This is a genomic window from Bacteroides sp. AM44-19, from assembly GCF_003603395.1.
Taxonomy (GTDB): domain Bacteria; phylum Bacteroidota; class Bacteroidia; order Bacteroidales; family Bacteroidaceae; genus Bacteroides; species Bacteroides uniformis.
The window spans coordinates 100,461-106,857 of record NZ_QTNB01000014.1 but is presented as its reverse complement, the minus strand read 5'-3'; the positions used below and the strand labels follow the sequence as shown (position 1 = coordinate 106,857).

3 protein-coding genes are annotated in these 6,397 nt (G+C 54.4%); all 3 read left to right on the top strand.

What is annotated here, in order from left to right:
* The first annotated feature begins 485 nt into the window (after nt 1-485).
* The 3 genes from DW947_RS17140 (at nt 486) to DW947_RS17130 (ending at nt 6,394) form a co-directional block, all read left to right on the top strand.
* A complete protein-coding gene (locus tag DW947_RS17140; RefSeq protein WP_009037189.1) occupies nt 486-1,265 on the top strand; it encodes a DnaJ domain-containing protein in 780 nt (259 codons plus the stop codon).
* Between the two features lie 77 nt (nt 1,266-1,342).
* Nucleotides 1,343-4,615, top strand: a complete 3,273-nt coding sequence (locus tag DW947_RS17135; protein WP_117963605.1) for a S41 family peptidase — start codon at nt 1,343-1,345, stop codon at nt 4,613-4,615.
* Between the two features lie 180 nt (nt 4,616-4,795).
* Entirely contained in the window at nt 4,796-6,394 is a 1,599-nt protein-coding gene (locus DW947_RS17130; protein ID WP_117963604.1) for an aspartate:alanine exchanger family transporter, read from the top strand.
* Nucleotides 6,395-6,397: the final 3 nt, after the last annotated feature.

Genomic DNA, 6,397 nt, shown 5'->3' with positions numbered 1-6,397 from the left:
GTGGGGCACTTTTTAAATGTTGTTCCGGGTCCCTTTTCAAGTGTTAGCTACATAATAAAAGTATTATTTTTGCAAATGAGAATTAGACATATAGGAATTAACTAATTAGCAATAATTCCAAATAAAGATTTAGTATTAACAAGCAGCATTATACTATAGGTAAACCATAGTGTAAACCGAAAGAGATGCAATAGAGTATATACAATTGATAATCAGCCGTTATCAGTTTATCTCTCGCGAAGTCTGGGGGGCGTGTGGTCGCAAGTTCGAATCTTGTCATCCCGACTGTTGAGCATTAAGGAGTTAAGTCTAAGACTTAACTCCTTAATTTTTATAGTATTTCTTAATGACAGACTTGCTGCCATAAATATGCTGAATATGTACAAAAAGAAGACGGTGCCTATTCGCTTCAGCGGGAATAGCTCATCAAATTACTGGAATTCTCGTAAGAAATCTCTATTTTTGCACTTTAAACAAGAAAAATTATGGGAGCAGCTAAATGGATAGGCGGCATCATCGGCTTCATGGCCGGAGGACCGCTGGGAGCCTTGGCAGGTTTTGTATTCGGTTCACTGTTCGACACCGATTCAAGTGACGCAGGCAGTTATTATGGAGAAGAACCAACGCACGGCACTACCTATACCGGGCAACGGAACAGTTTCCTCTTCTCCATGCTCGTGATGGCTTCGTACATTATCCGTGCAGACGGGCGCATCATGCATAGTGAAATGGAATTCGTCCGCCGCTTTCTGAGAAGCACATTCGGTGAGGCTGCCGTGGGCGAGGGAGAACGGATATTACTCAACCTCTTCGAACAGCGCAAGCAGATGGACAGACAAAACCCACTGGCATTTAAAAACACCATCCGTGACTGCGGAACGCAGATTGCCGCCAACCTGACATACGAGGAACGCTTGCAACTGCTGGTATTCTTGGTAGAAATTGCCAAAAGCGACGGACACGTCTGCAACGAAGAGATAGAAGCCTTGAAAGAAGTGGCCATGTACATGGGACTATCCGTCAAGGAAGTGGAATCCATGCTCAACCTGGGCGGTAGCTCACTGAACGAGGCCTACAAAGTACTTGAACTTGAACCCACTGCCACCAATGACGAAGTGCGTGCCGCTTACCGCCGCCTAGCCTTGAAACACCATCCCGACCGGGTGGCAACACTGGGCGAAGACATCAAGAAAGCCGCAGAAGAGAAGTTCCAAAGCATCAACAATGCCAAGGAGCAGATATACAAGGCACGAGGTATGAAATGACGTACCTCGCTCCTTGCCTTGTGGACAGCATCATGACGTTTATAAACATTCTATAATTAACATCAACCCACACACTTATGAAGAAAACCCTTGCAATCCTTGCACTAGGCCTTACTGCCATTGCCGGACATGCCGCCACGCCGCTCTGGATGCGCGATGTGCAAATCTCTCCCGACGGTACGGAAATCGCATTCTGCTACAAAGGAGACATCTACAAGGTGCCCGCCAAAGGTGGAACCGCCACACAGCTTACTACCCAAGAGAGCTACGAATGTACCCCCATATGGTCACCGGACGGCAAACAGATTGCCTTTGCCAGCGACAGATACGGCAACTTCGACGTATTCGTGATGCCGGCAGACGGCGGAACCGCCCAACGGCTCACTACCCACTCCACCGGTGAGATACCCTCCACATTCACTCCGGACGGAAAGTATATCTTGTTTTCCGCCTCCATCCAGGACCCGGCAAGCAGCGCTCTTTTCCCCACTTCGGCCATGACCGAGCTTTACAAAGTACCTGCAACGGGAGGGCGTACGGAGCAAGTGCTGGGCACCCCTGCCGAAGCGGTCTGCTTCGACAAGGCGGGCCAGCAGTTCCTCTACCAAGACCGCAAGGGATTTGAAGATGAATGGAGAAAGCACCACACCTCCTCCATCACCCGCGACATCTGGCTGTATGATGCAAAGACGGGTATCCATACCAACCTCACCGACCGCGCGGGCGAAGACCGCAACCCGGTGTTGTCACCCGATGGAAGAACGGTTTACTTTCTGAGTGAGAGAAACGGCGGCTCATTCAACGTGTATGCCTTCCCGCTGGCACAGCCCCGAGAGGTGAAGCCCATCACCAGCTTCAAGACACATCCCGTGCGCTTCCTCTCCATGAGTGACGGCGGGACGTTGTGCTACGGTTACGACGGCGAAATCTATACCCAGCAGCCGGATGCCACCCCGAAGAAAGTCGCTATAGAGATTGTGCGCGATGACCAGCCGCAATTCGCCAACCTGCAGTCTTCCGACGGAGCCACTTCTGCCGTTGTGTCCCCGGACGGAAAGCAGATTGCCTTCACGCTGCGCGGCGAAGTTTTTGTCACTTCGGCAGACTATGCCACTACCAAGCAGGTGACGCACACACCGGCACGCGAAGCGGGCCTCTCTTTTGCGCCGGACAACCGCACCCTGGCCTACGCCAGCGAGCGAGGTGGCAACTGGCAGCTCTACCTTGCCAAGATAGCCCGCAAGGAAGACCCTAACTTCCCGAACGCCACGCTGATTGAAGAAGAAGTGCTGCTGCCCTCCACCACCGTGGAACGTGCCTATCCGCAATTCTCGCCCGACGGCAAGGAACTCGCCTTTATCGAAGACCGCATCCGGCTGATGGTGCTCAATCTGGAGACGAAGAAGGTGCGCCAGATTACGGACGGCTCCACCTGGTACAGCACCGGCGGAGGATTTGACTACGCATGGTCACCGGACGGCAAGTGGTTTACACTTGAGTTCACCGGCAACAAGCACGACCCCTACTCCGACATCGGCCTGGTCAGCGCAGAGGGAGGCAAAGACATCATCAACCTCACCAATAGCGGCTACATGAGCGGCTATCCCCGCTTTGCGCTGGACGGCAACGCCATCCTCTTCACCACCGAACGCTACGGCATGCGTGCCCACGCCTCATGGGGCTCGCTGAACGACGCCATGCTCGTCTTCCTCAACCAAGACGCCTACGACAAATACTGCCTGAGCAAGGAAGACTACGAACTGCGCAAGGAGCTGGAGAAGGAACAGAAAAAGTCTGCCGGAAAAGACACCCCCCAAGACAAAAACAAGGATAAAAAGAAGAAAGACGACAAGAAAGACAGCAATACTGACGAAAAAGATGACCAGCCGAAAGACATCGTCGTCGAGCTGCGAGGCATCGAAGACCGTGTGGTGCGCCTCACCCCGAATTCTTCCGACATGGGCAGCACCATCATCTCCAAGGATGGCGAGACACTCTACTACCTGGCAGCCTTCGAAGGCGGCTACGACCTCTGGAAGATGAATCTGCGCAAGAAAGAGACCCGCCTGCTGCACAAGATGGATGCCGGATGGGCAGACATGCAGCTGGACAAGGACGGCAAGAGCCTCTTCCTGCTGGGTAGCCACAAGATGCAGAAAATGGACACTTCATCCGACGCGCTGACCCCCATCACCTTCCAGGTAGATGCCAAGATGGACCTGGCTGCGGAGCGCGAATACATGTTCGACCACGTGTACCGCCAACAGCAGAAGCGATTCTACAATACCAATATGCACGGAGTGGACTGGGACAAGATGACCGCCGCCTATCGCCGCTTCCTGCCCCATATCGACAACAATTATGACTTTGCCGAACTGCTGAGCGAATGGCTGGGCGAGCTGAACGTATCTCACACCGGCGGCCGTTTCTATCCCAAAGGGCAATCCGAACCTACTGCCAGCCTGGGACTGTTCTTCGACTGGAACTACACGGGCAAGGGCATGCTCATTGCCGAAGTAGTGGAGAAAGGCCCCTTCGACACAGCCAACACCCGGGTGAAAGCCGGCACAGTCATCGAAAAGATAGACGGCGTGGAAATCACCCCCGATGCGGACTATTACACGCTGCTCAACAACAAGGCACGGAAGAAAACACTTGTTTCTCTCTTCGACCCGCAGACCAAGGAGCACTGGGAAGAGGTCATTATCCCCATTACGAACGGTGCGTTCAGCGATTTACTCTACAGCCGCTGGGTGAAACAGCGTGCGGCAGACGTTGACCGATGGTCGGGTGGCCGATTGGGTTACGTGCACATCGAGTCTATGGGAGACGACAGTTTCCGTTCCGTCTACTCGGACATCCTGGGAAAATACAACAACCGCGAAGGTATCGTCATCGACACCCGTTTCAATGGCGGCGGACGCTTGCACGAGGATATAGAGATACTTTTCAGCGGACAGAAATACTTCACCCAGGTGGTGCGCGGCCGCGAGGCGTGCGACATGCCCAGCCGCCGTTGGAACAAGCCATCCATCATGGTGATGTGCGAGGCCAACTACTCCAATGCGCACGGCACACCGTGGGTATACAGCCACCGCGGCATCGGCAAGCTGGTAGGTATGCCCGTGCCGGGAACCATGACCAGCGTGTCGTGGGAGCGCCTGCAAGACCCGTCGCTCGTGTTCGGCATCCCCGTCGTCGGTTATCGCCTGCCGGACGGCAGCTATCTGGAGAACTCGCAACTGGAGCCGGACATCAAAGTAGCCAATTCGCCCGAGACCATCGTGAAGGGAGAAGACACACAGCTGAAAGCTGCCGTAGAGGAGCTGCTGAAGGAACTCAAAAAATAAGTACCGCCCTGCCCCACGCAGGAATACCGGTCATATAGGCCGATATATATATTAAGATGATGTGTCAAAACGGTTGATGGCACATCATCTTTTTTTATATGCCACAAGGAAGCAATACTTTTTCTATCTCACTTTTTTGCACTATCTTTGTGACATAAACTCCTAACTCTTTAACTGATTATGTTTGCTGACTTGTTAAACTCCTCCTATTTCGCGCTCTTTCTCATTGTGGCTTTAGGCTTCATGTTGGGAAGAATCAAGATTAAAGGGCTTTCGCTGGACGTCTCCGCCGTCATCTTCATTGCCCTACTGTTCGGACACTTCGGTGTCATCATCCCCAAAGAGTTAGGAAACTTCGGACTGGTGCTCTTCATCTTCACCATCGGCATCCAGGCCGGTCCCGGATTTTTCGACTCCTTCCGGAGCAAGGGCAAGACGCTTATCATCATCACCCTGCTCATCATCTGCTCCGCCGCCCTCACAGCCGTAGGATTGAAGTACGCCTTCGACATAGACACCCCCAGCGTGGTGGGCCTCATAGCCGGCGCCCTGACCAGTACACCGGGACTTGCCGTAGCCATTGACAGCACCCATTCCCCACTGGCATCCATCGCTTACGGTATTGCCTATCCTTTCGGCGTTATCGGCGTGATTCTCTTCGTCAAGCTGCTGCCCCGTATCATGCGCATCGACCTCGACAAGGAGGCGCGCCGGTTGGAGAAGGAACGCCGCAGCCAGTTCCCGGAACTGACAACCTGCCTGTTCCGCGTGACCAACCCCACCGTCTTCGGCCGCAGCCTGATGCAAATCAATGCGCGCGCCATGACCGGTGCCGTCATCTCGCGCCATAAGCACAATGAGCAGATAGCCATCCCCACCGCCCAGACCATCCTGCACGAGGGAGACTGCATACAAGCCGTGGGCAGCGAAGATGCCTTGAACCAGCTTGCCGTCCTCGTGGGCCAGCGCGAAGAAGGCGAACTGCCACTCGTAGACATGCAGGAGATTGAATCCCTGCTGCTCACCAAGAAGGATATGATAAACAAACAGCTGGGCGACCTCAACCTGATGAAGAACTTCGGCTGTACCGTCACCCGCGTCCGCCGAAGCGGTATCGACCTCTCCCCCTCGCCCGACCTGGCGCTGAAGTTCGGCGACAAGCTGATGGTGGTGGGCGAGAAAGACGGCATCAAAGGCGTGGCACGCCTGCTGGGCAATGACAACAAGCAGCTGTCCGACACCGACTTCTTTCCCATCGCCCTGGGCATCGTGCTGGGCGTGCTCTTCGGCAAGCTGAACATCTCCTTCTCGGACAGTCTGTCGTTCTCGCCGGGACTGACGGGAGGCATCCTCATGGTGGCCCTCCTGCTCAGCGCCATCGGAAAGACCGGCCCCATTCTGTGGTCCATGTCCGGCCCTGCCAACCAACTGCTGCGCCAGCTGGGATTGCTCCTCTTCCTGGCCGAAGTAGGCACCTCGGCAGGACGGAATCTGGTAGCTACCTTCCAGGAGAGCGGCTGGCTCTTGTTCGGCGTAGGTGCCGCCATCACACTGGTACCCATGCTGGTGGCCGTCATCGTCGGGCTATTCGTATTCAAGATAAACATTCTCGACCTGCTGGGCACCATCACCGGCGGTATGACCAGTACGCCCGGCCTTGCCGCCGCCGACTCCATGACAGACAGCAACATACCGAGCGTGGCCTATGCCACGGTATATCCCATTGCCATGGTATTCCTCATTCTGGTAATCCAGGTGATAGCCTCCGCAGTCTATTGACGC